Raw genomic sequence first — 25,174 nt, forward strand, 5'->3', positions numbered from 1 at the left:
CCGCCTAGTTCGCCACGGCGGCCAGCCGGGCTTTCCTGAAACGCCTGAAAATTGCCCGCCCGCCTGCAACTGCTCCCAGCGCAATTGCCACCGCACCCGAGTATAGCGAGACGGCCATGGGAAGCTGCGGGCTGGCGGAATCCGGGAAGGCGTCAAAGAGCAGTAGCGTCCAGAAAAGGCCGGGAATCACCCCGGCGGCCAGTGCGCTGAAGCTGAACACCAGAGCGTGCAGCCAGCGCTCGGTTGCGCTTCCCAGCCATGCCATCACGCCGGCAACTGCCAGCCATGGAAGCAGCGGGAACGCCAAGGGCACCCACAGGTCGGGATCGGACCACCATGGGGCACCTGCGATCAGCGGATCCACGATCAGCAGCAGCACCGCGAAGAGGATCCCGCTGGCTGCAGGCAGCCAGCTCATTGGCCAATTGTTTTTCTTGCCCATTAGCGATTGCCTGCTTGCTACTAGCGAATATCTTCTTAGGTTGGATGATACCCGCAGTCTGGTGCCGCTGCGGGTACCATCCCCTGCCTTATTCGGCTTCTTCGAAGAAGGCCTCAACCTCTGAGATGCCGGCGGAGATGACCGGAACCAAGCGCTCGTCGATGCTGTAGTGCTCGCCGTCCTTGGAAATCAGACCGTAGCCGACCAAGGAATCCATGGCGATGCGGGCTTCTGGAAGCACGGCATCGTAGATCTTCGGGCCGCAGTTGCGGCGCAGGCCCTCCAAGTCCCCTTCGCGGCCAGTGGATGCGGTGACCAGCAGGTTGCGCAGCACCAGGTAATGGGCTTCATCCCGCAAGGTGACATCGAAGGTCGGGTTCAGGTGCGCCTGGACGCAGCCGACAGCCATCTCGAAGAGCAGCTGCGCGCTGCCCGCTTCCTCGCCGGCAACCAGCAATTCGTAGGCGTCCGGATCCGTGCGCAGCACCGATCCTTCCGACTCCACGACGGACATCCGGCCGGCGCTCCAGATGTAGTTGAAGGCTAGTGGCGCCGGGCCTTCCGGGTCGAAGGTTTCGGCATCCAGGCCAACGGCAGTCAATACCTTGGCGCGCGGCGCTTCGGCTTCTGCACTGAAGTCCTCCATGTCCACGCCTTCGGCCACTGCCTGGGCATAGGCCTTGACCTGGCTGAACAGCTTGGTTTCGCGCAGCAATCCGCATAGCTCCGCGTCGCCCTCGGCAAAACCATTGAGCGTATCTTCCAGCATCTCGCGCAGGGCTTCGAGGTTCTCCGCAGGGCCCTGCCAGAGCATGCGCTGCTCGACGAAGCTGAAGTATTCCAGCCATGTGGTGAAGATCGGCTCCGGAGCCAAGGATTCCGGCAGGTTGCCCAGGTGCTCGGCCAGAGTCTCGCCGAAGACATCGATGTCCAGGTCGAACAGGTTCGAGCTGCGGGCGTTCTCGGCGTACTGGCCGGCGATCTGCCCGATTACGTCCAGCTGCATGCCCGCTGCCTGCGCCGCCTGTTCAGGCGAGAAGGCAGGAACCTGCTGCGCTACCCAAGCTGTGTAGTCATGGCGAAGCGCATTGATCTGCTGTTCAGCCTGGATCAGGAACACGCTGCGGCCGCGCGCTGCCGCCTTGGCAGGATTTCCTGCGCCCGAGTTCTTCTTGCCTTGACGCTTTTTGCTGGCCATGAGCCGTCCTTTGGTTCCGAAATTGGTCTCTGGTTAAAGCCTACGGTGCCCGCCCGAAGCCGGGCGAATAGCGCGATGCGGCTCACCTGCGTGGAAGCATGCCCGGATGACCCCGCCGGACCGTGGACCTTTGGTGTTCAAGGGGCTCACTTGCTGTTTTCTTGTCCACTTTCATTGACCAATGGCGCTGAATCCGACAAGATGAACAGCAAAGACAGACGTAGCCTGCGACACAATGCTTTCAGCTCTGCAGAAAATCTGCGCCGTGGCCTATTAATGAACTTGGATTTCCTAGTAGTTTCGGCGGGGGCCGCTTCAGTGGTCCGCGAAGCCCCGGATCATTGGTGATTTCCGGCCATCGGCTGTCCTGGCAGATGCTACTGCGATAAGAGGGAGAAAATAATGAAGATCGCGGTTTTGATCAAAGAAGTCCCAGATACCGGAGAGGACCGCCTGCTGGATCTGGAGACCGGCCTGGCCGACCGTGCCGCTTCAGAAGTGGTGCTCGATGAAATCGGCGAGCGGACCCTGGAAGTCGCGCTGAAGCATGCTGATGCGAACCCTGGAACTGAAATCACCGTGCTGACCATGGGCCCGGATTCAGCTCAGGCCACCCTGCGCAAGGGCTTGGCCATGGGCGCGGCCAGCGCCGTGCATATCAGCGACGAGGAGCTTCTCGGCGCCGATCTGGTCCTCACCGCGCAGGTCCTGGCGGCGGCTTTGCGCCGAGGCAGCTACGATCTGGTCCTCACCGGCAACATGTCCACCGACGGCTCCGCGGGCATGCTCCCGGTCATGCTGGCCGAGCTGCTTGATCTTCCGGCGGCGACCTCGTTGTCCTCGGTAGAAATTGCCGACGGCGCGATCAGCGGATTGCGCGAGCTGGATGGCGCTGCCGCCCAGATCAGCGCTCCATTGCCAGCGGTCGCTTCGATCACCGAGGCATTGCCAGATGCCCGCTTCCCGAATTTCAAGGGCATCATGGCCGCGAAGAAGAAACCGGTCGAGTCCCTGTCCCTGGCCGATTTGGGCGTCGAGTCCCTGCCTGCGGATACTGCGCGTTCCATCATGGTTTCGGTGGCCCAGCGCCCGCCCCGCACCGCTGGAACTGTCATTGCCGATGACGGCGAGGCCGGTAACGCAGTGGCCGAATTCCTCATCAAGAACAACCTGGTGTGAGCGGAAAGAAAACCATGACTTCCTTTGCTTCTGATTCAATTCTTGTTTTCCTCGAGACCACGGCCACTGGAACGCTGGCCAAGAACCACGCGGAACTGCTCGGCGCCGCCTCTGCCGTGGGCACCCCGGTAGCGCTTGTCGCCGCTCCGGCCGGATCCCTTGATACCCTGGCGGCGCAAGCCAGCGAATCTGGCGCTGCGCAGGTACTCACCGCCGCCGTCGACTCTCCGGTGCTGACCGCGCCGATGGCTGACGCGCTGCAGCAGGCCTTCGCGCAAATCCAGCCACAAGCCGTGTTGCTGGGGCATACCCTGGCTTCGCGCGAAGTGGCCGCACGCTTCGCGGTGCGCCACCGCTTGGCGCTGAGCGTCGATGCGCTCGGTGTTTCGCGTGATGACCAGGGAATCATCGCAGCCCACTCGATCTACGGCGGCGCGTACTCGACCCACAGCGCCCCGACCTTCGGCGCGCCGGTGATTACCGTGCGCGTGGGCAGCATCGAAGAGCGTGCCCAGGCCCAACCGGCGAGCGCGATCCCGCTGGAAGTAGCCGCCAGCGGCAAGCCGGAGGTCGAGGTCAAGGAACTGAGAACGGCCGAAACGGCATCCACCCGTCCCGAGCTGCGTTCTGCGGCACGCGTGGTCTCCGGCGGCCGCGGGTTGGGCAGCGCGGAGCAGTTCGACCTGGTGCACCAGCTGGCCGATGCCTTGGGTGCTGCCGTGGGCGCGTCGCGTGCGGCGGTGGATGCCGGATACGTCGAGCATGCCGCCCAGGTGGGGCAGACCGGAGTGGCAGTTTCTCCCCAGCTGTACGTGGCGCTGGGCATTTCCGGAGCCATCCAGCACAAGGCGGGCATGCAGACCGCCAAGACCATCGTTGCCATCAACAAGGATGCCGATGCGCCGATCTTCGAGATCGCCGACTTCGGCGTGGTGGGGGATGTCTTCAAGGTCGTGCCCCAGCTGATTTCCGCCTTGGAAGCGCGCAAGGCCTGATCGCCATGAATGCACCAAATCAATCCATCCGCCAGGGGCTGCCGCGCGTGGCCGGCGGCGATCCCTGGCCGCCAGCCGAGCTGTTCGCTCCCGCTGCAGGCGATGCGGTCCCGGCAGGGCCTAGCGCGGTCGAGGATGCCGCAGAACCGGTTCTCGACCAGCCCGTTGGCCCGTCCGTTCCTGCGGAACCAACGCCTGGCCAAGCACCTGCTAGTTCCGCAGACAGCGCACCGGCCGCGGAACCTGTTGCAGATCAGGGCGCGGTTGCCGGACTTCTTCGCCAGGGCCTGCCACGGGTTGCCGGCGGTGGGCCGTGGCCGCCTGCGGGAACGCCCGTCGCCGCGAACGCTCCAACCGCATCGCAGAACGCTTCCGCTGCGCCAGCATCCGAGCCGGTTGCCGAGCTAGTTGCCGAACCGGTTGCCGAACCGGCTGTGGCACCGGTAGCTGAATCAGCGCCGGCATGCCCCGAACCAGTTGCCACCGCGGGTACCGCCCCGGCCGCAGCGGTTTCCAGTGCCGGGGCACCAGCAGTTCGCCGTGGCCTGCCGCGCACCGCCGGCGCAGAACCGTGGCCGCCAAGTTCGTTCGTGGCCGCTCCCGTTGCGGCCGCGACCCCAGCGGCTCCAGCGCCTGCGCTCCCGCCGGCACCGGTTACGGAAGCTGCCCAGGCCCAGGCCGCACCGGCCACCCCGCCGAGGGCAGAGCCAGCACCCGCAGATCCGGTGCCTCAGGCATCCGGCGCCGCGCTGGCCGCGGAGCCTGCGGCCGCCGAGGTGCAGGCTGCTCCTGCCCGTACCCGCATGGGCGCGCAGGAACCTGCCGCGCCAGCAGCCGCGGCAAGTAACGCTCCAGGAGCCGGGCGCGCGAGCAAGCCGGCACCCCAGGCAGCGGCGAAGAGCAAGAAAGAAGCGGCCAAGCATGGCCCGCTGACGACCAAGCAGTGGGTGCTGGCTGGAATCCTTGGCGCATTCTGCGCCTTGGGCATCGCCACCGCCGTGGTGCTCGTTGCCCGCGGCATTGCCGGCATCGATGCCGTGGAGTCATTCATGGAACGCTACCCGGGTGAGTACCACCTGCCGGACTCGGCACCTCTCGGGTTCCCTGGCTGGCTAGCATGGAACCACTTCTTCAACTTCTTCCTGATGGTCCTGATCATCCGTTCTGGCATGCTGGTCAGGCACCAGAAGAAGCCGCCTGCCTATTGGTCCTCGAAGCGCAGCCCGAAGGTGAGCATCAACCTCTGGCTGCATCAGGGTCTTGACCTGCTGTGGATCATCAATGGCCTGGTGTTCCTCGTGCTGCTGTTCGCCACAGGCCACTGGATGCGCATCGTCCCGACGTCGTGGGAGGTCTTCCCCAACGCGATTTCGGCGGCCTTGCAGTACCTGACGCTGGATTGGCCCACCGAAAACGGCTGGGTGAACTACAACTCGCTGCAGCAGCTGGCCTACTTCACCACAGTGTTCATCGCGGCCCCGGTCGCGGCGATCACCGGCTTCCGGCTCAGCGCCTTCTGGCCGAAGAACATGCCAGCATTGACCGCGAAGTACCCGATCGAGGTTGCCCGCGCGCTGCACTTCCCAACCATGCTGTACTTCGCAGTGTTCATCCTCGTGCACGTGATCCTGGTGTTCTCCACCGGGGCGCTGCGCAACTTGAACCACATGTACGCGGCCCAGGGTTCCACGGATCCAGCCGCGTACGCGGATAACTGGACCGGACTGCTCTTCTTCGCGCTCTCGCTGCTCGTGGTCGCCGGCGCCTGGCTGGCCTGCCGGCCAATGATCCTCGCATCCATTGCCCGGCTCTTCGGCAAGGTCAGCGCAAGGTAGGAGCAGCGATTCTTGCCTCTGGCGCAAAACTGATCGCGCACGGGGCCGATCGTCAGTAGGGTCGTTAACAACGGCCTTACTGACGAATGGGGAACACCGTACATGAGCCACCACCACGAACACCACACCAAAGAACATGATGATGTCGCCTTCTGGGAGAACCACTACGGCCAGTCCGAGCGGGTCTGGTCAGGCAAGGTCAACCAGGTCATCGAGAACCTTGTCGCCCCGCTGGCCCCCGGCACGTCGCTGGACATCGGCTGCGGGGAGGGAGGCGATGCGCTGTGGCTGGCCACCCATGGCTGGAAGGCTACCGGGGTCGACATCTCGCCCACCGCGGTGAAGCGCGCGCAGGAAGAAGCGGCCAAGCACGGCCTGGACGCGGGGCAGGCCCGCTTCATCGCCTCGGATCTGGCTGCGTGGAATACCGGGGAAACCTTCGACCTGGTGACCTTGAGCTTCTTCCAGGCACCCTTTGAATTCCCTCGCGCCAGCTTCCTGCGCAAGGCAGCGACCCTGGTCGCACCCGGCGGCCACCTGCTGGCCCTGTCCCATGCATCGATGCCGTCCTTCGCCAGCAAGCCCGATCACCAGATGCCAGTGTTCCCCAGCCCCGAAGAGGAACTGGAAGCTTTGGCTCTGGATCCGGCGCAGTGGGAGGTGCTGTGCGCCGAGGTCCGCGAACGCACCATCATCGGACCCGATGGCAATCCGGCGACCCTGGAGGATGCCGTGGTATTCGTGCAGCGCAAGGTGTAAATAGTTCGACCCTCCAGCCCCATCGGGCTGGAGGGTCAACGACGGCCTAGATATCCCACACGGATCTAGGCCAGCTTCAGGGCCTGCGACGGGGTGTAGGCGCCTAGCGGCACCGAGTCGCGCACCACGTCGCGCAGGTTCAACGCATCACCGCCCGCAGGCATAGCCGCCTGCAGCTGCACGAGCACGTTGCCCAGGGCGGTGCATTCTACGGGTCCGGAAATGACCGGCACGCGCGCATGGTCTGCAGTGCGCTGGCACAGCAGCTGGCCTTGCGAGCCGCCCCCGACAATATGGATGTTCTCCAGCTCGAATCCACCCAACCGCGCGGCTTCTGCAGCTTGGCGGGCGAAACTCTGAGCCAGCGACTCGACGACCACCCTGATCACTTCGGCAGGTGAGCACGGGCGCTGTCCGCCGGCGGCTTCCACCGCATCGCAGATGCGCTGGGCCATCTGGCCAGGAGCCAGGAACCGCTCGCTTTGAGGATCGATCAGCACCTGGGGAACAGGCAATTCCGCGGCCTCGGCAAGGAGCTGCTCCAAGCTGGTTTCTTCCCTTCCGGCGGCTTCCGCGTCGTCGTTCCATTGGCGGATCGACTCGCTGAGCAGAAAGGTTCCGGCGACGTTCTTCAGGAACCGGACACTGGAATCCAGCCCCAGCTCGTTGGTGAATCCCGCTTGATGCGCTTGCTCGGTGAGTACCGGGCGGTCCAGCTCCACACCAACCAATCCCCACGTTCCGCAAGAGATATAGGCGGATTGCCCGCTGGAGAGCGGGGTCGCGACCACTGCGCTGGCCGTGTCATGGGAAGCGACCGCCACTACCTGGACTTCGTGGCTGGCTCCGAATTCCGCAGCCAGCTCGGGCAGCAGTGCGCCCACCGGCTGGCCAGGGTGCACTAGCTGCGCGAGCTTTCCCGAAAGCCCCAGTTCAGCAACCAGATCCTCGTCCCATGTACCGGTGCTGTGGTTCAGCAACCCGGTAGTGGAAGCGTTCGTCCACTCGCTGCGCCGATGCCCTGTGAGCATCCAGTTGAAATAGTCGGGAACCAGCAGCAGCGCCTCGGCGTTCGCCAACCGGTTTTCCAACTTCTCGGCTTGCAACTGGTACACGGTGTTGAACGGAAGGAATTGCAGCCCATTGCGTGCAAACAACTCGCGCCGGCTGAATTTCTGTTCCAGCGCAGCAACCGCGCGCTCATTGCGCGGATCCCGGTAATGCCGCACTTCTCCCAGGCGCTTGCCGTCCTTGAGCAACGCATAGTCCACCGCCCAGGAGTCCACCCCGATGCTGGCGATATCCCCGCGCTGCGCGAAAGCCAGCGAGAGGCCGTGGCGAATTTGCGCCCAGAGCTCATCGATATCCCAGGCCAGCGCTTCTTGCCGCGCCCCTGGTTCCAGGCTCGACAGCGGAACCGGTCCGTTGGCGAAACGGTGGACGGCAGTGAGCTGGAGCTTCCCGTCCACCATCTGGCCGATCATGACACGTCCGCTGGTGGCGCCGAGGTCGATAGCTGCGACCGGCGCGCTCTCTGCTTGCTTGCTCATCGCAGGAAGGCTGCCGCCACTCCGGAATCCACCGGAATGTGCAATCCGGTGGTCCGGGTCAGTTCCGGCCCGGTCAGCACGAACACGGCATCGGCAATGTTCTCCGGGATGACCTCGCGCTTCAGGATCGTGCGGTTTGCGTAGAACTGCCCCAGATCCTCCTCTGCCACGCCATAGGTCGCCGCACGCTGGGCACCCCAGCCGGAGGCGAAGATCCCGGAGCCGCGCACTACGCCATCGGGGTTGATGCCGTTCACGCGCACGCCATGCTCGCCCAATTCTACGGCCAGCAAGCGCACCTGATGCGCCTGGTCGGCCTTCGTGGCCGAGTAGGCAATATTGTTCGGACCTGCGAAGACCGAGTTCTTGGAGGAAATGTAGATGATATCGCCGCCGAGCTTCTGCTCGATCAGCACCTTGGCCGCGGCCTTGGAAACCAGGAACGATCCCTTGGCCATCACATCATGCTGCAGGTCCCAGTCGGCCTCGGTGGTTTCCAGCAAGGGCTTTGAAAGCGAGAGGCCCGCGTTGTTCACCACCAGGTCCAATCCGCCAAATGCCAGCACCGCCTCATCGATGGCACGTTGCACGGCGTGCGCATCGGCCACGTTGGCGGCGACGCCAACGGCCACATCTGCTGTACCCAGCTCCGCCGCGGCGGCCTGCGCCTTGTCCAGGTCCAGGTCTGCGATGACCACGCAGGCTCCCTCGGCTGCCAGCCGCTGCGCCACGGCCTTGCCGATGCCCGACGCGGCACCGGTGACCAGGGCGATGCGCCCGGCATGGGATTTGGGCTTGGGCATGCGCTGCAGCTTGGCTTCCTCCAGCGCCCAGTATTCAATGCGGAACTTCTCGGCATCGGAAATCGGCGTATAGCTGGAGACCGCTTCGGCGCCGCGCATGACGTTGATGGCATTGAGGTAGAACTCGCCAGCGACCCGTGCGGTCTGCTTATTCGCCCCATAGGAGAACATGCCGACGCCCGGGACCAGCACGATCAGCGGGTCGGCCCCGCGCATCGCCGGAGAGTCCAGGTCCTTGTGGGCCTCGTAGTAGGCCTGGTAGTCAGCACGGTACTGCGCATGCAGTTCTTCCAGGCGAGCGATCTGCTCCGATACGCCTGCGGTAGCGGGAAGATCCAGCACCATCGGCTTGATCTTGGTGCGCAGGAAGTGGTCCGGGCAGCTGGTGCCCAGGGCCGCCAGCTGCGCCAGCTTCTGGCGCGAGAGGAAATCCAGGACTCGCTGGTCATCGCTGAAGTGCCCCACCATGGGCTTGTCGGTGCTGGCCAGGCCGCGGATGCTCGGGGCCAATGCGGCGGCGCGGGTCCGGCGCTCCTCCTCGTCCAGCGGCTCGAATCCGGGAACCACAGGACCGAAGGGCTCCGGTGCGCCGTGCTCGTCAAGGTAGGCAGCGGCGGTGTCGATGATCCACAGCGAGTTGGACTCGGATTCCTGGGAGGTATCGCCCCAGGCGGTGATGCCATGGCCGCCGAGGATGCAGCCCACGGCTTGCGGATTGGCGTCCTTGATCGCGGCAATATCCAGTCCCAGCTGGAATCCGGGGCGGCGCCAGTCAACCCAAGCCACCTTGTCGCCGAAGATCCTTGCGGTCAGCTCCCGGCCGTCCTTGGCAGTGGCAATGGCAATGCCGGAGTCCGGGTGCAAGTGGTCGACGTGGTTTGCGTTGACCAGCCCATGCATTGCGGTATCAATGGATGGCGCGGCGCCTCCCTTGCCGTGCAGGCAGTAATCGAAGGCCGCGACCATCTCGTCTTCGCGCTCCACGCCCGGGTAGGCGTCCACCAGCGAGCGCATGCGGTCCAGGCGCAGGGTCGACAGCCCCTTTTCGGTCAACGTGCCGAGGTCCCCGCCCGATCCCTTGACCCAGAGCAGCTCAATTTGCTCACCGGTGACCGGGTCTTTCGCGGTGCCCTTGGCCGAGGTGTTTCCACCGGCGTAGTTGGTGTTCTTCTTGTCTGCACCCAACCGGTTGGATCGTTGAATCAGTTCCTGTGCGGTGGTGCGTGTCGCGATGGTGTTGCTCATGGTGTTCTTGTCTTCCGACTCGTTAATGTGCATGGGGGCAGTGGTTCTCAGGCGTCGACTTTGGTGGCCCTGGTTTCATATCCATAGCGCTCCAGTTCGATCTCTTCCAGCGACTTGCCTCGCGTTTCCGGCGCCCAAATGGTGCCGATCAGCAACGCGACGACCAGCAGGCCGATGATCAGGAGGCCAAGCTTTTCCAAGCCCAGGTTGGTGAGCAGTACCGGGAACACCAACGAGAGCAGGCCGACAAGCACCCGGGCAAGCATGAACAGCACGCCCTGTGCACTGGCGCGGTAGCGCGTGGCGAAGAGCTCCGCGGTCCATAGCCCGTAGAAAGCCTGCGCGCCGATACCCGCCGAGATGCCCCAGGCCACTGCGTAGAACAGCAGGGAGAAGGCACCTGGAGGAGCGAAGATCAGCACGGTCCAGGCCGCAACACCCAGCAGGGCGCCACCGAAGTAGAGCCAACGCCGCGAGACCTGGTCTCCGTATTTCATGAATCCGAAATAGGTTGCGGCGGCGGTCAGCACCCAGACCAGCACCTGGAGCAGGTTCTGCTGGGTAGCGGATTCAACGCCAGCGGCAGCATAGACGCGAGGCTGGAAAATGCCAGCCTGCCCTGCCACGGTATTCCATAGCCCATAGACGCCGAGCAGGAAGAAGAGCGCGCTCCAGTTGCGGCGGTCGGCCAGCAGCCCGCGCATGCCGGAGAAGAACGAGGCTTTCACGCCAGCAGCCGTTTCCGCGGCACGTTGCTCCTTCCACCTCCTGGACTCGGGCAATCCGCGGCGGACCCACCAAGTGACAGCGGCGATCAGGAAAAGATGGAAGAAGATTGCCCGGGAGCCGTTCACGCCCCAAGGCTCAACCAGGATCGCCAGCGCGAAACCGATGGCTGGGCCAATCGACCACGCCAGCTGAGCGGTGCCCACGTGCGCAGCACGCGATTCCTGCGGAGCCTCCTCGGCAATGTAGGTCCAGGAGGCTGGAACGCCTGCGCCCACGGCAATGCCCATGAGGACCACGCCGATGATCAGCAGGCTCGTACCGGAGGAGAAGGTGATCATCAGGGCGCCGACCATGAACACGATCAGGTCGTAGGTATAGATGAACTTGCGGCCCAGACGGTCGCAGAGCGGTCCGCCGATCAGTGCACCCAGGGCCGCGCCGAACGCGTTGGCCGACACGGCAGCGATGACACCGACCAGCGCGTCGTCGAATCCGAACGCACCCTGCCACAGGCTGAGGCTGGTGGCCAGCGCAATGATGGCTCCGGCTTCTATGTAATTGCTCATGGCTACGGCAATGGTGGCTTTCCACCCGGAGATGCCGCGCTTCTTTGCTGCGGTGCTCATGATCAGGCTCCCCATCCTGCTTGCACGCCACCAGCGCGCGATGCTTCGATTCGGCTCTGGTAATCGGAGGTGCGGAAGGCCTGCATCGGATCGGCTGGCAGGCCGCGCGTTGCGCGCCATGCTTCCAGGTCGGCCCGCACGTCGGTGTAGAAGGCATCCATGAAGATCTCGTTGGCGGCCAGGACATCACCGGAAATCTGTGCTTCAGTCAGCGCTACGCGGTCGATCAGCAACGCCCGGGCCGTCATTTCCTGCACGTTCTGGACGCTTCTGATCTGGCCCAGGATCTTGTTCTCCACGTTGTGGCACTGATCGAGCATGAAGGCCACAGGCGTGTCCTGGTCCAGTCCGCCACCGCGGATCACCTCGGCCATGATGCGGAACAGCTGATACGGGTCTGCCGAGCCAACGATCAAGTCGTCATCCGCGTAGAAGCGGGAATTGAAGTCGAAGGATCCGAGCTTGCCAAGCCGCAGCAGCTGCATCACGATGAACTCGATATTGGTGCCTGGCGCATGGTGCCCGGTGTCCAGGCAAACCATGGCCCGATCCCCCAAGGCCGCAACCTGGGCATAGGACGTTCCCCAGTCGGGCACGTCGGTGTGGTAGAAGGACGGTTCGAAGAACTTGTACTCCAGCACCAGGCGCTGGTCTCCGGAAAGCCGCGCATATATTTCGGCCAGCGAATCGCCTAGCCGGTCCTGGCGCCCGCGCATATCCGCTTGGCCTGGATAGTTCGAGCCCTCTGCCAGCCAGATTTTCAGGTCCTGGCTTCCGGTGGCATCCATTACGTCGATGCATTCGAGGTGGTGGTCGATTGCCTTGCGGCGGATCTTCGGATCCTCATGGGTCAAGGCGCCGAACTTGTAATCGTCATCCTGGAAGGTATTCGAATTGATGGTTCCGAGGCTGACGCCCAGGCCTTCTGCGTGCTCGCGCAGCACGGTGAAGTCCTCGACCTTGTCCCACGGAATGTGCAGGGCCACTGAGGGAGCCAGTCCGGTCAATCGGTTGACTTCAGCCGCATCGGCGATTTTTTCGAAGGGATCGCGCGGGGTCCCGGGGGTCGAATAGACCTTGAAGCGGGTGCCCGAATTCCCATAGGCCCAGGAAGGGACTTCGATGGCAAGGCGGTCAAGGATTTGCAGGTGCTCAGGGCTCAGCTTCGAGCTCATGGAACTCTCCATTTCTAGTAATTCTGCGGGCTTCTACTGCTGGGATGCGGCGAGTGCGGCCAGCTGGTTTTCGAGATTGAAGACCTCGCGCAGGCGCGGCGCTTGCTGATCTGGCCGGCCGCCGAGGCTAAGGAAGAATCGGCTCATTTCCGCTTCCCACGCTGCGGTGCGCGGGTCGGAGTCCAAGGCGGCCTGGGCAGCGCTGTCGTCATCGGTTTCGTAATAGCCGATCAGCAACCCGTCCTCGCGCAGGAAGAGGGAGTAGTTGCGACGCCCGGCTTCTTCGATGGCTTGGAGCATCTGCGGCCACACTTCCCGGTGGCGCGACACATACTCGTCGATCAGGTCGGGATTGACCTGCAATTGAAAGCAAACTCGCATCGTACTACTCTTCCGGAGCGCTGGAACTGGGTGGGCAAAACTGTGCGATCCGATTCGCTTTGCATAAAAATGAATCGTTTCAATCGCTTCGAAATTCGAGTGTAGAGCAGGTCACACTTGAATTGCAAGCGGTCGGTCGAGCGAATGCCGCATTCTTTTGAATCCTTTCAAAAAGCTGTCGGGATTCCAGTTCCCATCCGTGCGCCAGTTATACTCGCAGAAGAACAACTCACCGAAGAACAGGAAAGCTCTGTGGCCGTCAGCGTCAAGGAAGTTGCCGCCGAGGCGGGCGTTTCCGTAGGCACCGTCTCCAACGTGCTCAACCGGCCCCAGGTTGTTTCCGAACACACCGTTTCCAAGGTCACCGCAGCCATCGAGAAGCTCGGCTTTGTCCGCAACGATGCGGCCAGGCAACTGCGTGCCGGCCGCAGCCGGAGTTTCGGGCTCGTCGTCCTCGATGCACGCAACCCGTTCTTCATGGACGTCACCCAGGGCGCCCAGCATCGCGCCCTGGACAACGGCTACACCGTGCTGATGGGAGCCAGCGACAATTCCCTGAGCACCGAACAGCAACTGCTGGATCTCTTCGAAGAGCAACGCGTCGCCGGAGTACTCATCTCCCCCTTGCACAGCGACTTGAGCCGGCTCTGGCGGATCCGCGAAGCGGGCACGCCAGTGGTGCTGGTGGACCGCGGAAGTGGCGACCGCAGCTTTTCATCGGTCTCCGTGGACGATGTGGAAGGCGGAAGAATTGCCGTACGGCACCTGCTGGACATTGGCAGAAAGCGGATCACCTTCGTCGGCGGGCCGCAGAGCATCGAACAGGTCCAGCACCGATTAACGGGAGCCCAATCGGTATTGGCGCAAGCCCCGGATGCCGTGCTGGAGCATATGCCTACCAAGAACCTGACTGTGCTGGAAGGACGGGCAGCCGGAGAGCGTATTCTTGCCATGGATCCTGCACAGCGCCCCGACGGGATCTTTGCGGCCAACGACCTGCTCGCGTTGGGCATCCTGCAGGCCCTGGTGATGTCCGGCGAACTCAGTGTTCCCGAGGATATTGCTCTGGTGGGATACGACAATATCGACTTCGCCGAGTCGGCCGTCATCCCGATTACCACCGTGCGCCAGCCAGCAGAAGAAATCGGGCGAACCGCTGTTGACGTCTTGCTGCGCGAAGCAGAAGCGGGCGACCAAGCGGTCCGCGAGCAATTCGTTTTCACTCCCAAACTCGTTGTCCGTGCATCGACTGTGGCCCCGAGCCAAGCGCGCTGACGATTACCTTAGGGGTTCCTGAAAAGCGGGTTCTGCAGCTTCTGATGCCCGCCGGTTCTTGCTAGGTTGGCATTCCAAGCAACGAGAGGGATGGATTTATGAGCGAGAACAACCCTGAAGCCCAACTGCATAAGGCAGAGGCCCAAGAGCCCGATACCATTTCCGACCCTGCATTGAATGATGAAGTTGGCCAGGACTGGACCGATGAAGGCGGAGCGACACCGCATGGAGCCGCGCTAGACGACGACTAGGCCAGAGGGCCAACCAGCCGAAAACCAAAAATGCCCGTGGGTTGCCAAGTTTGAAAGCTTGGCAACCCACGGGCATTTTCACTGGCTTGAATCAGCCGCCTAGAACTCGAACTCCAGGTGGGCATTGACTTCGTCCTTGTTGAAATACGCCGGATCGATCTCGTATTCCTCTTCGTAACCGAAGCTCGAAAGCCAGTCTTGCACTTCCTCGTACTCCGGGTCCGTTGGATCATCGAGAATTTCCAGCTTGGCTTCCCAGCCACCGATCCCGCCGCTGTCCTCCATCGGAGCCATGCGCCGGCCGCCGGTGCATCGCGGCAGCTGGCCGCCATCGGCATCCAGGATCTTCTCGACGTCGATGCGCACTTCCCAGTTGTCCCCGAAGTCGTACAGGTAATCCAGGCGGTCTTTTTCCTTCTGCAGCAACGAGGAAACCAGGGTTTCCGACTCGTTCTTCTGGTAGTCCATGTCGTCAATCTCTGGACCATATGAAGTGCCGCCGAAGCCGCCCTCGTAGAAACTGTGCAGATGCCCGTCGTACCAGTCGAAGCTCGCTTGGATGATGTCGTGCAGGTCGCCAAGGTTCAGATCCATGGGCACCAGCACGCGACGCCAGATCGGCGGCTTGGCTTCCTTGAGGGTCAGCTTCAGCTGCAGCACCTTGCCGGTATAGGGCGTTTCGCGCTTCAGGCGTTTCGGCTCGTCATCGTCCGGGCCGAACATCGCGTCGAGATCGGCGTCGTCGAATTCATCCTCATCGAGCAGGTCCTGTTCAACGTCGGTAATCGCCAGGCGGACGATAGTGGGCACCGAGTACGCTTCACCGTCTTCGATAAGGCCAAGTACGCGCAGTTCATGCATGCGCACATGCGCGGTTTCCCATACCTTTGGCGACCATTGATCATCTCGCGGGTCAGCCACGCGATGCGGGTGGCCTTCGATTCCCTCGACGATCCAGAACGCTGCCAGCCCCCAGGCTTCAAGGCTGGCTTCATCGCCGCCTCCCGGCTTTTCCAGCAACGAGTCCAGGCAGGCCTGGATGAAGTAGAAGTTCGGCTCGAAGGAGTCGGCATCTTCATGCTGCATGATGTCTTCGTACGTCACGCCGCGCTCCGGCTTGCCCTGTTCGGGCAGCTTGATGGCGCTAACCGATTCCAGTGCCGAGAGCACGACCGCAACCATCAGGCCCCTGCGCGATTCGTGGACTTCCGGAGGCAGCTGATCGGCGAGCGCTATCGCGGCCGTTTCCATGAATTCAGGTGCCGGCAAGCTGGCCCACAGATTCTTGCCCTCGGTGAGGGTCCAAGACAAGGAGGCACGACCCAGCTTGCTGATCGGCATGGCGGCGATTTCTGCCAGGGCCGCTTGAGAGGCCTCGTCAGATGCCATGATCTCGTCGATTTCATCGTTTTCATCGATGCCGTCATCACCGGCGAATGGATCCTGGGCTTCCAGCGAATTCCGGAACCACTCCAGGCTTTCGGCCTCGCGCTCCCACAGACCGGCATCGCGCAAGAACTCGACGTAATCCGCCCAGGCCATATAGATCATGGTTCCCAGCCCATTATCGGCGGCATCGGGATTCTCGGCCTCTTCGAATTCAATCATCGAGCTGAGCACTGCCAGCAGTTTGGGCGGATCAAAATCGGTGACCTTGTCCAGGCCCACGACTTCGGCGTAGATGCCCAGGGTTTCGCGCACTGCGGCAAGGACCATCAGGGCCAGTTCTGGGTCATCGCGGTTCTCGGAGAACCACCGTACGAACTGCGGCGTGAGCGCGTCCAGGCCGCGCCCCACCTTCACCCGGTCCAGGGAGACGACGCCCTCTTGCAGGCGTGCCGGATGCCCCTGCTTGGGCTTCTGCTTCTTCTTTTTCTTCGCCATCGGACTGCTTTCCTGGTCGTTTGCCTTCTCCCCCTAGGCTACGTGGCTGCTGGTTCCTGAAGAAGCATGCCTGGCATGTGTTCTGCTGGACGGCTCACTGCCGTCGCAGCCAGGCACCACCAGGGCCCACACGGTGCGGATATGAATCGAGTCGCTTTCGATATCTATGGCGTAACCCGTATTGCTGGAGCGCCCCCGTTGGTAGGGTGACTTCATGATCAATACTGCTCGTTTGCACTCGGACCTGTCACGACTCAACCGCGAAACCGCGATGATGTCGGCCACGATCGAAACCCTGTCCACCGAAGAAATGGCCGCCGCCTCGCTGTGCGAAGGCTGGAGCCGGGCGCAGGTCATTGCGCACTTGGCCTCCAACGGCCGGAGCCTGGTCAAGCTCATCGACTGGGCCACCAGCGGAGAACCGCAGGAGCTCTACGCCTCGCGCGAGGCCCGCGACGCGAAGATCGACGAGCTGGCGGCCCTGCCGCGCGAGGAACTGGTCAAGAAGTTCCAGGACGCCGCCGCATACTTCGCCGAGCAGTGCGAACGGCTCAGCGGCGAACTGGCCGTGGAAGAGGTGGACCTTCACGGCAAGATCATTCCGGCGACCTCCATCGTGGCCCTGCGCATCTCAGAGGTGGTCATCCACCACCATGATCTGGATACCGCGTGGACCATCGAGGAAGCCGATCCGGATTCCCAGGAGAACGCCGTCGAGGCCGCCGTGCGGACCATGCGCGTGAAGAACGCTCCGGGCATGACGCTGGTGACCGAAGAGGGCGACGAATGGGTCATCGGCGATGGCGCGCTGAAGGTGCGCTCGGACCGCGAAGGCCTGATCGAATGGCTGGCCCGCGGCCAGGCCCGGCATATCGAGGCCGATGGCCCGATTCCGGTTTTGCCTTCCTGGTAAAGCTTTAGTAAATCGTTCTAGCCGTTGGCCGCGAAACTCCTATTGGACTCGCGGCCAGCGGCTTTTTACGCGTCCGCACGTATCCGTTGATCGTTTCTGCGCACGGACGTCATTATTGCCATTAGAACAACAATGAGCCGAAAAGGTGGATTGGGTCACACTTTCTGTGCATGAATGGGTGATAGCGCGAACGCTGTTGCATTCAGCAACAATGTCGATTTCTTGCAGGAGTACCAATGCCACGAGCTTTCACCCGCAGGTCATTTCTAACCGGCCTGTCCGCTGCTGCCGCTATGGGCGCGCTGGCTTCATGCACGCGTTCCGCGGTCGCAGTCCCGGGCCTGCCGCACCAGACCGTATGGTCAACCTATGGAGTGGGCACGGGAACCTACAACGACGTAGCTGCCATCGCGAATACGTTGACCCAGCAGGTCGGCATGCAAGTACGCCTGATGACCAGCGATACCGGCATCGGCCGTCTGGCCCCACTGATCAACGGCACCGCGCAGTATTCGCGCACCGGCGACGAGTACTACTACGCTTTTGAAGGCGATGACGAGTACGCCTCGGAAGTGTGGGGGCCAAAACGGCTTCGCCTAGTACTGGCACCACCGGGAAACTACGGGATTCTGGTGCGCAAGGACTCCGGTATTGAGACCGTGGCAGATCTTGCTGGCAAGCGCTACCCTCGTTTGGTCGCCTCAACCTCAATGAACCGGAAGCTCGAAGGCATCCTTAACTACGGCGGCCTAAGTACCGCTGATGTCACCATGGTTGACGTTTCCTACAGCGAACAGATCGAAGCGCTCAAGACTGGCCAGATCGACACCCTCTACCAGAACGTCGTGGGCGCCAACGTCTCGGAACTCGCATCGCAATTCCCTATCCGATGGCTGGATCTGGGTGGCAATGATCCGAGCAAGTACGCGACTTGGGAAGAACTCTCCCCGATGATGATCGCCGGTTCTTTCACTGATGGTGCAGGCATGGAGCCCGGCCAAAGCGCCGTAAACCTCCAGTACTCGTTGCCGCTGGTGACGCTCGCTGACCGTCCGGCCGAAGAGGTCCAGATGCTTTTGGCCAGCATGGAGAAGCATTACGGCAAATACAAGGATGCGACGCCGGACGCGCATAAGTTCCACTCCGACGAAGCCATGCTGACCCCACTGGTCATCCCCATGCATGAGGGCAGTGTGGATTTCTTGAAGCAGGCCGGCAAGTGGACCGCTGACCTGCAAAAACGCAATCAAGCTCTATTGAAACGCGAACAGCTGCTGGCGGCGGCCTGGCCAGGATTCTGGAAACAGCATTCTGGCGATCCGGCTATCGCGGCAAAGTGGCGTAGCTGGAAGAAGGAAAACTTCCCGAAGCTGCCTACCGTCGACGATGTCCCTACCGATTCCGCTAGCAAAGAAGCATAAGGAGCGTTCCCGTGAGCGTATCTTCCGTAAGTCTTTCCGAGACAACTTCCGAATCCGCATTGGAATCCCTGGCTGATGCTTCTGCCGAGGCAGATGAGCATAATTATCGTCTAACCGGCTTCTGGAAAGCGGTCATCGTCACCTTGACCGTTGCCGGCATCGTACTGACCATGAACCAGGTCTTCTTCTGGAACCTATTCGACGTGGCGGTACTAACCAACGCCTTCCTCTACATGCTCACCGCATGCTTCGTTCCGATTGTGTTCATCGTCCAGCCGCTGCGCAAGGTCAGCTCGCGCCGCGCCGAAGGCCGCCGCCCCAACGAGCTGATGCAGGAGGCCACCGCCGGCGAACGCCCCGGAGTGCCCTGGTATGACGTGGTATTGATGCTGGCTTTCATGGGATGCGCACTGTTCTTCGCTTTCCACGGCGTGGATATTGCCGAGTTCGGCTGGGCCTTCGTCGCCCCGATCAGCGCGACCATTGTCAGCTATGTCTTCTGGGCGCTCATCGTCGAGGTACTGCGCCGAACCGCAGGCTGGGTTGTCGCCGCGCTGGCCGTGCTTGTATCCCTGTATCCATTAGTGGCTGGCGAGTTGCCGATCGGCTTCCTGCAAGGCATCACCTACGACTTCAACACTCTGGCGCAGATCCATGCCATGGGCACCGAGTCCATCCTCGGTCTGCCGTTGCAAACCGCAGGTTCAGTGCTGGTTGGCTTTCTCCTTTTCGGCGTGGTGCTGCAGCATACCGGCGGTGCGGACTTCTTCCACGATCTTTCGCTCTCGCTCTTTGGCCGCTACCGTGGCGGTTCGGCCAAGGTGGCGATAACCAGCTCGGCGGCCATGGGCATGATGAGTGGTTCGGCCGTGTCGAACGTACTGACCACCGGCCCGATGACCATCCCGGCGATGATTAAATCCGGATTCAGTCCGAAGACCGCTGGCGCGGTGGAGGCAACTGCATCATCCGGTGGATCAATCACTCCCCCGATCATGGGAACCGCGGCGTTCTTGATGGTCTCCTTCGTGGGCGTTCCGTACACACAGATCATCGTCGCTGCGGCAATCCCGGCGTTCCTTTACTATCTAGGCATCTTCCTGCAGGTGGACGGCTACGCTGCGAAGCGCTGCCTGAAGGGCACACGCAAGGATCTGTTGCCAAAGTTCATCGCATCACTCGTTTCCGGCTGGCCCTACATATCTGCCCTGGGCCTACTGACCGCCATGCTGTTCTTCGCTGGATCCGAATCCCAGGTCCCATTCTGGGTGGTCGGATTGCTGCTCGTGATCGCGTTGGCCAAGCCAAGCCTGAAGTTCGGAATTATTGAATTCCGCGACATGATGCTCGATGCGGGCAAGACCTTGGCCCAGATCATCGGCATCATCGCCGGTGTGGGGCTTATTCTCGGCGGATTGTCCGCCACTGGTGTGGCACTCTCGCTGTCCCGAGACCTGGTGGCGCTGGTCGGCGAGAACGTCATCCTGATCCTGATTGCAGGGGCGATTGCCTGCTTCGTGCTGGGTATGGGCCTGACCATTTCGGCGGCTTATGTCTTCTTGGCTATCGTGATGGCTCCGGCGCTCACCGCGCTGGGGGTGGATCCGATTGCCGCGCACCTGTTCGTCATCTACTGGGCCTCAGTTTCCTACATCACCCCGCCAGTGGGACTGGCCGCCTTCGCAGCGGCCGGCATCTCCAAGGCCTCACCGATGGCCACCTGTTTTGAAGCCATGCGTTTGGGTGCCGTGAAGTACGTGGTGCCCTTCGGGTTCGCCTTGAACCCTGCTCTGGTCGCCCAGGGCGACGCCGCGGAAATTATCGTGTCCACACTATTCAGCATCATCGCAGTGACCGCAATCGCTTGCTCGTTCAGTGGCTGGCTGGTCATCATCGAGACCAGACTGAGTCGACTCCAGCGAGTGCTACTGGCTGCCGCCGGGTTCCTCCTCTTCCTGCCGGAGAGCGGCTACCGCGTCATCGCTACGGCCGTAATCGCAGGAGCTTGCGCCTTGGCGCTCTTCACCAAGCGGTCCAAGCGCTCTGGACTTCCCGAACCCGACGCCGAAGCGTCCGAGGTTCCTACCTCGATCCACTCCTAGAACCGGACAACCAGGAAGAATCATGGCACCGTATCCCTCAACACCAGTCATCCTGCGCGAGGACGCCGACGGCGTCGCAGTGCTGTCCATCAACCGCCCCGAAGCGCTCAACGCGATGAACCGCGAGGTCCTCGACGAGCTGTCCACGCAACTGTCGCAGATCGCCCAGGACGACACCGTCGACGTGCTGGTCTTCACTGGCACCGGAACCAAGTCCTTCGTCGCCGGGGCGGACATCAACGAACTAGCCCAGCGCACCCCGGTCGACGGGCTCGCCGCCCGGATGCAAAGCGTTTTCGGGCAGATTGCCGCCAGCGCGAAACCCACCATCGCTGCGGTCAACGGCTTCGCCTTCGGCGGCGGGCACGAGTTCGCCCTCGCCTGCGATATCCGCATCTGCTCGGATAACGCCCAGTTCGCCCTGCCGGAGACCGGTTTGGGCATCATCCCGGCCGCTGGCGGCACCCAGCGGCTGGTCCGGCTCATCGGCATGGGGCGCGCCATCGACATGATGCTTACCGGTCGGCGCGTGGATGCCCGGACAGCACTGACCGCAGGTTTGGTTACCGAGGTCACCGATCCCGAATCGCTGATGGACGCAGCACACAGGATAGCTCAGCGCATCCGTGCCAAGGGTCCGCTAGCCATCCGCCTGGTCAAGTCCGTGGTCAACCACGGAATGGACGCCAGCATGGAAACCGGGCTGCTGCTCGAAACCTTGGCCCAGTCCCTGCTCTATTCCACCGACGAAAAGGCCGAAGGAACCCAAGCCTTCATCGACAAGCGCAAACCCGACTTCCGAGCGGCCACGCGTACCAGTTAAGGAGCTCCACTGATGAGAACTGCTGCACCGATTGAACACATCACCGTCCTGGGTGCCGGGACCATGGGCTCCCAGATCGCCGCGATCTGTGCCCTGTCCGGATACCGCACCACCTTGGTGGATATTGCTGATGCACCCCTGGATCAGGCCAAGGATCTGCTTTGGACACGTTTGGAACGCGATGTGGATAAGGGCCGGCGCTGCGCAAAGGAAGTCGCTGCTGCCCAAGCGAAGCTCCAATTCGCCACCGACCGCGATGCTGTCGTGGCCTCAACTGACTTCGTGATCGAAGCGGCAGTGGAAGATCTGGCGATCAAGCGGCAGATCTTCGCATCGCTGGATGCGGTGGCCCCGGCCCACGCGATCCTCGCCACGAACTCGTCGAATATTGTCTCATCGCAGATTGCTTCTGCCACCGGCCGCCCAGACGAGGTCTGCAATATGCATTTCTTCAATCCAGCCCTGGTAATGAAGTGCGTAGAGATCGTCCCGCACGAGCTCACTTCCCTGCAAACCATGGAATGCACGAGGATTCTCGCCGAATCCTTGGGCAAGGAGGTCGTGCAACTGAACCGGGAGATCCCAGGTTTCGTCGCGAACCGGCTGCTGAATGCGTTGCGAAAGGAAGCGCTGAACCTGATTGATCAGGACATCGCCAGTCCAGCCGATATCGACAAGGCCGCACGCGATGCGCTGGGCCACCCCATGGGGCCCTTCGAGTTGATGGACCTGGTTGGATTGGATGTCGTTTACCTGATCCGGCTGGCCGAATACGAGCAGACCAGGGACGAAGCCAGCCTCCCGCACCCCCAGATCCAGCAGTTGTACGAGGAGGGCCGCTTCGGGCGCAAATCCGGGCGTGGCTGGTATGACTATGCGTCGGCGTAATTTCGGGGATCTGGGAAGATGCGCTCGGCAATATCAAGCACACTCTGCACGGCAGGCGAGAGGCCGTTGCGCTGCCAGATCATCCTCACTTCCAGCGCAGTGTTGCCCGAGCGCAGCGGGACGAACTTCACCCCGTCGCACATGATGTTGTCGCGAACCGAATCCAGGCTCATCGCAATGCCCATCTCGGCTCCCACCAAGGCCACCAGGGTCCAGGAATCAGGGGCGGTCTGCACGATGCGCGGAATGAAACCGGAGGCGATGGACAGGGAGTTCATCCGGTTCTGCAAAGCGCCACTGAAACCTCCGGGCAGATTGATCCATCCTTCGTGGGACAACTCCGAGAGCTCCAGGCTGTCGCGGCCGGCCAGCGTATGGGATTCGGGCAGAGCGATAAGAACCTGCTCGACGACGAGCAGCCGAGAGTCCACCTCGGCGGGCAAGAAGTCCCACCGGCCGATGGCGATATCCAGCGAACCGTCCAAAACCCTTTCCAAACCGATATGGGAGAACTGCGAACTATGGAATTCCAAGGCCAGTCCCGGGTGGGTGCGCCGCACACTGCGGGCCAGTTGCCCCACCCTGTCGCCAGTGGAGGCACCGGCGAAGCCGATCTTCACCCTGCCAGTCTCTCCGCTGACCGTGCTCTTCACCGTGCCCATGGCAATCGCGGAAGCGGCCACGAGGTTCCTCGCCGGTTCCAGCAACGCTTGACCTGCCGGAGTCAGCTCGACATTGCGCGTTGTCCGAGCGAAAAGCTGGGCACCAAGGGAGCGCTCCAGCTGGCTGATCATCCGGCTCAGCGGTGCTTGGCCCATGCTCAGCTGCTGCGCTGCGCGGCCGAAGTGAAGATGGTCGGCGACGGCCATAATTGCCTTGGCCTGTGCAACTTCCATAATTCTCCTTTGACTACGAACTTTGCCGCCGAACTCCTCACCCCACCCTAGTGGCAGGGAGCTTCAAGCACTAGTGCTTTTCTGGTGCAGCGCCGCCGTGTGCAGCCCCTGCGCTTCAACCGAACCAACCACTAAGAAAACGAGGCCCACCCATGGTGTCCCACCTGAACAACCCCGATGCCACCGCCACTGACGGTCCGCTGTCCGGCGTGGTCATCGCCGATTTCACCCGCGTTCTGGCCGGGCCCTACTGCACCATGCTGCTGGCAGATATGGGAGCAACGGTCATCAAAGTCGAAGGCCCCAGCGGAGATGACTCCCGCCAGTGGGTTCCACCAGCCCGCGATGGTGTGAGCACCTACTACCTCTCGGTGAATCGCAACAAGAACTCAATCATGCTGGACATGAAGAATCCGGATGATCTGGAAACGGCCTATAGCATCATTGACCAAGCGGATGTTTTCATCGAGAACTTCAAACCAGGCGGACTGGCCCAGTTCGGCCTCGACGAGCAGTCGGTCGCACAGCGCTGGCCAGGTATTGTGCACGCATCCATTACCGGCTTCGGCACCGCCGAAGGCGCGCATATGCCCGGCTACGACCTGATCGCCCAAGCAGTCTCCGGAATGATGACTGTCACCGGCAGCCAGGATGGCCCCCCACAGCGAGCAGGAGTGGCCATCTTCGATGTGGTCATGGGACTGCAGGCCACCGTGGGCGTGCTCGGCGCACTGCATGAACGTGCCCAGTCGGGCAAGGGACAGCACCTGGAAATCGACTTGCTTTCGGCGTCCCTGTCCGGCTTGGTCAACCAGACAACTGGCTATGTGGCCTGCGGCAACGTGCCCACTCGCATGGGCAATGACCACCCGAGCCTGTTCCCCTATGGGCCGTTCAAAGCCGCGGACAGGGACATCATCATCTGCTGCGGCAATGACGCGCAGTTCTCCCGGATGATCACCCGGCTGGAGCTGCCAGATCTGGCCTCCGATACCCGTTTCGACAATGTCAAGAATCGCAATGCCAACCGAGAACCGTTGCGGGCGCTGATGGAAGAAGCACTGGCAGCCAAGAGTGCTGACGAGTGGTTCGAGCTCCTTCAGCTCGACGGCGTTCCGGCATCCCCCGTGCTAGGCATTGACGAAGGCGTGGACTTTGCCCAAAAGCTCGGCTTGAATCCGGTGATCCAGGCTGGGCAGGGGGCCGAAGCAGTGCCGTTGATCAAGCACCCTGTGACCTTCAGCCGTACCCCAGCTCGCTATGACAAAGCCCCTCCAACATTGGACCAGGACCGTGCAGATGTCCTGCAATGGCTCAGCCAAGCCAAATCCCTAGCTCAAGGAAAGGAAAGCCATGACCTCGCAGGTATCGCAGCCAACGCAGCGCGCTGAAAAATTAACCTTTCCAGTCTCCGTCCGTTGGTCGGATCAGGATGCGAATGGGCACGTGAACAATGCCCGGATCCTCACACTGGTCGAAGAAGGCCGTATCCAAGCCGGAAACCACTGGTGGGGCACGACCCCGGATGAGTCCTCGCCGCGAGTAGTGCGCGCCATGAACGTGGACTACCGCAATGCCGTCCACTATGGCCCCGAAACCACCATGGATGTCTGGATCTCGCGGATCGGCACCACTTCCTACACGGTCAGCCATGAGCTGTTCCAGCAGGGCCATTGTTGCGTGAGCGTCCAAGTGGTCATCGTGATCCTCGATCGCGATACCCGGATGCCGCTGGCCTTGCCCGAAACCATCCGCGAGGCGCTGCACTCCAATCTGCTCTCCGATTACCCACAACAGAACTAAG

General features: G+C 62.2%; 22 protein-coding genes. 13 read left to right on the forward strand and 9 right to left on the reverse strand.

The genetic code is table 11. The features are described 5' to 3' along the window. Positions 1-4: 4 nt before the first annotated feature. Together AAZQ98_RS03315 and AAZQ98_RS03320 are read right to left on the reverse strand one after the other, a co-directional pair. Complete coding sequence (locus AAZQ98_RS03315) at positions 5-418, reverse strand: hypothetical protein (protein ID WP_434689809.1); 414 nt, start codon at positions 416-418, stop codon at positions 5-7. A gap of 112 nt (positions 419-530) precedes the next feature. After that, positions 531-1,640 (reverse strand): hypothetical protein, encoded by a 1,110-nt coding sequence (locus AAZQ98_RS03320; protein WP_434689810.1) that lies wholly within the window; start codon positions 1,638-1,640, stop codon positions 531-533. Positions 1,641-2,042: 402 nt separating this feature from the next. Here AAZQ98_RS03320 and AAZQ98_RS03325 point away from each other — a divergent pair, with 402 nt between their 5' ends. The 4 genes from AAZQ98_RS03325 to AAZQ98_RS03340 all read left to right on the forward strand — a co-directional run bounded on the left by AAZQ98_RS03325 (position 2,043) and on the right by AAZQ98_RS03340 (position 6,408). Next, positions 2,043-2,819, forward strand: coding sequence for an electron transfer flavoprotein subunit beta/FixA family protein (locus AAZQ98_RS03325; protein WP_400341771.1), 777 nt, complete (start codon positions 2,043-2,045; stop codon positions 2,817-2,819). Between the two features lie 14 nt (positions 2,820-2,833). Beyond that, entirely contained in the window at positions 2,834-3,814 is a 981-nt protein-coding gene (locus tag AAZQ98_RS03330; protein WP_434690109.1) for an electron transfer flavoprotein subunit alpha/FixB family protein, read from the forward strand. A gap of 5 nt (positions 3,815-3,819) precedes the next feature. Beyond that, positions 3,820-5,649: a cytochrome b/b6 domain-containing protein gene (locus AAZQ98_RS03335; protein WP_434689813.1), complete on the forward strand. Its 1,830-nt coding sequence runs from the start codon at positions 3,820-3,822 to the stop codon at positions 5,647-5,649. A gap of 102 nt (positions 5,650-5,751) precedes the next feature. Next, positions 5,752-6,408 (forward strand): class I SAM-dependent methyltransferase, encoded by a 657-nt coding sequence (locus AAZQ98_RS03340; protein WP_434689815.1) that lies wholly within the window; start codon positions 5,752-5,754, stop codon positions 6,406-6,408. Between the two features lie 65 nt (positions 6,409-6,473). Here AAZQ98_RS03340 and AAZQ98_RS03345 read toward each other — a convergent pair whose 3' ends face one another. Genes AAZQ98_RS03345 through AAZQ98_RS03365 form a run of 5 tightly spaced genes read right to left on the reverse strand, consistent with a single transcriptional unit; the run spans position 6,474 to position 12,917 of the window. Then, entirely contained in the window at positions 6,474-7,958 is a 1,485-nt protein-coding gene (locus AAZQ98_RS03345) for a rhamnulokinase (RefSeq protein WP_434689816.1), read from the reverse strand. After that, positions 7,955-10,006 carry a bifunctional aldolase/short-chain dehydrogenase gene (locus AAZQ98_RS03350; protein WP_133833975.1) on the reverse strand — a complete coding sequence of 684 codons (2,052 nt, stop codon included), beginning with the start codon at positions 10,004-10,006 and terminating at the stop codon, positions 7,955-7,957. Before AAZQ98_RS03350 ends, AAZQ98_RS03345 begins: the two co-directional genes overlap by 4 nt. Before the next feature lie 47 nt (positions 10,007-10,053). Further along, positions 10,054-11,361 (reverse strand): MFS transporter, encoded by a 1,308-nt coding sequence (locus AAZQ98_RS03355; RefSeq protein ID WP_332730802.1) that lies wholly within the window; start codon positions 11,359-11,361, stop codon positions 10,054-10,056. A 2-nt stretch (positions 11,362-11,363) separates the two neighbouring features. Further along, positions 11,364-12,536: an L-rhamnose isomerase gene (gene rhaI / locus AAZQ98_RS03360; protein WP_105656500.1), complete on the reverse strand. Its 1,173-nt coding sequence runs from the start codon at positions 12,534-12,536 to the stop codon at positions 11,364-11,366. Positions 12,537-12,569: 33 nt separating this feature from the next. Beyond that, entirely contained in the window at positions 12,570-12,917 is a 348-nt protein-coding gene (locus AAZQ98_RS03365; RefSeq protein WP_105656501.1) for an L-rhamnose mutarotase, read from the reverse strand. 252 nt (positions 12,918-13,169) lie between these two features. Between AAZQ98_RS03365 and AAZQ98_RS03370 the strand changes: the two genes are divergently transcribed. Further along, positions 13,170-14,192, forward strand: coding sequence for a LacI family DNA-binding transcriptional regulator (locus AAZQ98_RS03370; protein ID WP_434689817.1), 1,023 nt, complete (start codon positions 13,170-13,172; stop codon positions 14,190-14,192). A 98-nt stretch (positions 14,193-14,290) separates the two neighbouring features. Beyond that, complete coding sequence (locus tag AAZQ98_RS03375; RefSeq protein ID WP_400289809.1) at positions 14,291-14,443, forward strand: hypothetical protein; 153 nt, start codon at positions 14,291-14,293, stop codon at positions 14,441-14,443. A 99-nt stretch (positions 14,444-14,542) separates the two neighbouring features. Here AAZQ98_RS03375 and AAZQ98_RS03380 read toward each other — a convergent pair whose 3' ends face one another. Continuing rightward, the gene (locus AAZQ98_RS03380; protein ID WP_434689819.1) at positions 14,543-16,327 is read right to left on the reverse strand and encodes a plasmid pRiA4b ORF-3 family protein; all 1,785 of its coding nucleotides are present in this window, start codon (positions 16,325-16,327) and stop codon (positions 14,543-14,545) included. A gap of 214 nt (positions 16,328-16,541) precedes the next feature. Between AAZQ98_RS03380 and AAZQ98_RS03385 the strand changes: the two genes are divergently transcribed. From AAZQ98_RS03385 to AAZQ98_RS03405, 5 genes are all read left to right on the forward strand, one after another. Further along, entirely contained in the window at positions 16,542-17,240 is a 699-nt protein-coding gene (locus AAZQ98_RS03385; protein ID WP_434689822.1) for a maleylpyruvate isomerase family mycothiol-dependent enzyme, read from the forward strand. A gap of 236 nt (positions 17,241-17,476) precedes the next feature. Continuing rightward, positions 17,477-18,661, forward strand: a complete 1,185-nt coding sequence (locus AAZQ98_RS03390; RefSeq protein WP_434689824.1) for a TAXI family TRAP transporter solute-binding subunit — start codon at positions 17,477-17,479, stop codon at positions 18,659-18,661. An 11-nt stretch (positions 18,662-18,672) separates the two neighbouring features. Beyond that, the gene (locus AAZQ98_RS03395) at positions 18,673-20,763 is read left to right on the forward strand and encodes a TRAP transporter permease (RefSeq protein WP_434689826.1); all 2,091 of its coding nucleotides are present in this window, start codon (positions 18,673-18,675) and stop codon (positions 20,761-20,763) included. A gap of 22 nt (positions 20,764-20,785) precedes the next feature. Further along, positions 20,786-21,586, forward strand: coding sequence for an enoyl-CoA hydratase/isomerase family protein (locus AAZQ98_RS03400; protein WP_359198999.1), 801 nt, complete (start codon positions 20,786-20,788; stop codon positions 21,584-21,586). A gap of 12 nt (positions 21,587-21,598) precedes the next feature. Beyond that, complete coding sequence (locus tag AAZQ98_RS03405; protein WP_434689828.1) at positions 21,599-22,474, forward strand: 3-hydroxyacyl-CoA dehydrogenase family protein; 876 nt, start codon at positions 21,599-21,601, stop codon at positions 22,472-22,474. Here the strand turns inward: AAZQ98_RS03405 and AAZQ98_RS03410 are convergent. Next, entirely contained in the window at positions 22,459-23,370 is a 912-nt protein-coding gene (locus tag AAZQ98_RS03410; protein ID WP_434689831.1) for a LysR substrate-binding domain-containing protein, read from the reverse strand. The two genes, AAZQ98_RS03405 and AAZQ98_RS03410, sit on opposite strands and share 16 nt — an antisense overlap. Before the next feature lie 152 nt (positions 23,371-23,522). Here AAZQ98_RS03410 and AAZQ98_RS03415 point away from each other — a divergent pair, with 152 nt between their 5' ends. Then, positions 23,523-24,761 carry a CaiB/BaiF CoA transferase family protein gene (locus AAZQ98_RS03415; RefSeq protein ID WP_434689833.1) on the forward strand — a complete coding sequence of 413 codons (1,239 nt, stop codon included), beginning with the start codon at positions 23,523-23,525 and terminating at the stop codon, positions 24,759-24,761. After that, positions 24,724-25,173 (forward strand): acyl-CoA thioesterase, encoded by a 450-nt coding sequence (locus tag AAZQ98_RS03420; protein WP_434689835.1) that lies wholly within the window; start codon positions 24,724-24,726, stop codon positions 25,171-25,173. Before AAZQ98_RS03415 ends, AAZQ98_RS03420 begins: the two co-directional genes overlap by 38 nt. The last annotated feature ends 1 nt before the right edge of the window (position 25,174 follow it).

The sequence above is a fragment of the Glutamicibacter sp. Je.9.36 genome, from assembly GCF_051129975.1.
Classification (GTDB): domain Bacteria; phylum Actinomycetota; class Actinomycetes; order Actinomycetales; family Micrococcaceae; genus Glutamicibacter.

Excerpts from the sequence above, each read along its gene's own strand:
- AAZQ98_RS03420 (WP_434689835.1), top strand. The coding sequence starts at position 24,724 with ATGACCTCGCAGGTATCGCAGCCAACGCAGCGCGCTGAAAAATTAACC.
- AAZQ98_RS03350 (WP_133833975.1), bottom strand. The coding sequence starts at position 10,006 with ATGAGCAACACCATCGCGACACGCACCACCGCACAGGAACTGATTCAA.
- AAZQ98_RS03390 (WP_434689824.1), top strand. The coding sequence starts at position 17,477 with ATGCCACGAGCTTTCACCCGCAGGTCATTTCTAACCGGCCTGTCCGCT.
- AAZQ98_RS03365 (WP_105656501.1), bottom strand. The coding sequence starts at position 12,917 with ATGCGAGTTTGCTTTCAATTGCAGGTCAATCCCGACCTGATCGACGAG.
- AAZQ98_RS03355 (WP_332730802.1), bottom strand. The coding sequence starts at position 11,361 with ATGAGCACCGCAGCAAAGAAGCGCGGCATCTCCGGGTGGAAAGCCACC.
- AAZQ98_RS03320 (WP_434689810.1), bottom strand. The coding sequence starts at position 1,640 with ATGGCCAGCAAAAAGCGTCAAGGCAAGAAGAACTCGGGCGCAGGAAAT.
- AAZQ98_RS03335 (WP_434689813.1), top strand. The coding sequence starts at position 3,820 with ATGAATGCACCAAATCAATCCATCCGCCAGGGGCTGCCGCGCGTGGCC.
- AAZQ98_RS03385 (WP_434689822.1), top strand. The coding sequence starts at position 16,542 with ATGATCAATACTGCTCGTTTGCACTCGGACCTGTCACGACTCAACCGC.
- AAZQ98_RS03380 (WP_434689819.1), bottom strand. The coding sequence starts at position 16,327 with ATGGCGAAGAAAAAGAAGAAGCAGAAGCCCAAGCAGGGGCATCCGGCA.
- AAZQ98_RS03375 (WP_400289809.1), top strand. The coding sequence starts at position 14,291 with ATGAGCGAGAACAACCCTGAAGCCCAACTGCATAAGGCAGAGGCCCAA.
- AAZQ98_RS03415 (WP_434689833.1), top strand. The coding sequence starts at position 23,523 with ATGGTGTCCCACCTGAACAACCCCGATGCCACCGCCACTGACGGTCCG.
- AAZQ98_RS03315 (WP_434689809.1), bottom strand. The coding sequence starts at position 418 with ATGAGCTGGCTGCCTGCAGCCAGCGGGATCCTCTTCGCGGTGCTGCTG.
- AAZQ98_RS03340 (WP_434689815.1), top strand. The coding sequence starts at position 5,752 with ATGAGCCACCACCACGAACACCACACCAAAGAACATGATGATGTCGCC.
- rhaI (WP_105656500.1), bottom strand. The coding sequence starts at position 12,536 with ATGAGCTCGAAGCTGAGCCCTGAGCACCTGCAAATCCTTGACCGCCTT.
- AAZQ98_RS03400 (WP_359198999.1), top strand. The coding sequence starts at position 20,786 with ATGGCACCGTATCCCTCAACACCAGTCATCCTGCGCGAGGACGCCGAC.
- AAZQ98_RS03410 (WP_434689831.1), bottom strand. The coding sequence starts at position 23,370 with ATGGAAGTTGCACAGGCCAAGGCAATTATGGCCGTCGCCGACCATCTT.
- AAZQ98_RS03325 (WP_400341771.1), top strand. The coding sequence starts at position 2,043 with ATGAAGATCGCGGTTTTGATCAAAGAAGTCCCAGATACCGGAGAGGAC.
- AAZQ98_RS03330 (WP_434690109.1), top strand. The coding sequence starts at position 2,834 with ATGACTTCCTTTGCTTCTGATTCAATTCTTGTTTTCCTCGAGACCACG.
- AAZQ98_RS03405 (WP_434689828.1), top strand. The coding sequence starts at position 21,599 with ATGAGAACTGCTGCACCGATTGAACACATCACCGTCCTGGGTGCCGGG.
- AAZQ98_RS03345 (WP_434689816.1), bottom strand. The coding sequence starts at position 7,958 with ATGAGCAAGCAAGCAGAGAGCGCGCCGGTCGCAGCTATCGACCTCGGC.